The organism is Rhizobium pisi (assembly GCF_003938655.1).
In the GTDB taxonomy this organism is placed as follows: Bacteria; Pseudomonadota; Alphaproteobacteria; order Rhizobiales; family Rhizobiaceae; genus Rhizobium; species Rhizobium pisi.
The window spans coordinates 1-938 of sequence record NZ_RJJT01000070.1; the positions used below are offsets into that span (position 1 = coordinate 1).

Below are 938 nucleotides of genomic sequence, written 5' to 3' on the forward strand. Positions count from 1 at the left end.
CCGGAGGAATAGGTCGAGGGAACGAGACCAGCATAGGCGGCCAGCTTCTTCGGATTCCGGAAGCGACTGATGTCGTCAATCTCGGCGTCGATAAGCCGGGCGAAGAACTCCCCAATGCCAGGGATGGTCTTCAACAGCTTCACGTTGCTATTGGCCTTGGTCATCGCCCGGATCGTTGCTTCCGACTGCTTGATCCGCACGTCGATGTCCGCGATGAAGGCGAGACCACGGTCGATCTGGATGCGGTCGATCTCCGAGACCTTCACCTGCGCCAGCTGGACGCGGCCGGCTTTGCCAAACAGATCGCCGAGCTTCTGCAGCTGTGCCGTCTGCTCCGGATAACGATCAAACACCGTAACGATGCGGTTCTTCGTCATCGTGCGCAGCCGCACGTAAAACATCCGCTCACGCAGGGCGACGCGAAGGTCTCGCGATTTGTCGCTTGGTGCCCAGGCCTCCGGCACCAGGTCGGCCCTGAGCAGATGCGCCAGCACCGTCGCATCGATCTTGTCCGTCTTGATCTTGGCATCGGCAATGGCCTTGACCTTCAGCGGATGGGCGAGAACGACATCATCACAAATGTCGTCGAGCCAGTCGTACATCACCATCCAGTTGCGGGTGGCTTCCACCACCGCATGGCTGTTCTCCCGATAGCGCTCGAGAAACGACCCGAGCGACTGACGATCGTTCTTCACTCGCCCGGATCGTAGTGTCTTGCCGGTGGAATCTTGCACGACAAGGTGGCTGTAGCTTTTGTGGTAATCTACCCCAATGTGATAATCATAAGGTGCAGTCACGCTTTGCTCTCCTTCCATGAGTTCGCGAAAACCCAAGTAAGGTAGGCCAAACAGCGCAAGGCGTGACTGTCCCAAGATCATCTGCATCTCAGAAATCCGTTCTCTCAATGCTGGGCGCGGCCTCTTTCATGCCACCTCCTG

1 protein-coding gene is annotated in these 938 nt (G+C 57.8%); it reads right to left on the bottom strand.

Going from position 1 to position 938, the window contains the following annotated elements; genetic code table 11:
• Positions 1-797 (bottom strand): IS110 family RNA-guided transposase (locus EFD55_RS32930; protein ID WP_125851293.1); only part of this gene is annotated, 797 nt, incomplete at its 3' end.
• Positions 798-938: the final 141 nt, after the last annotated feature.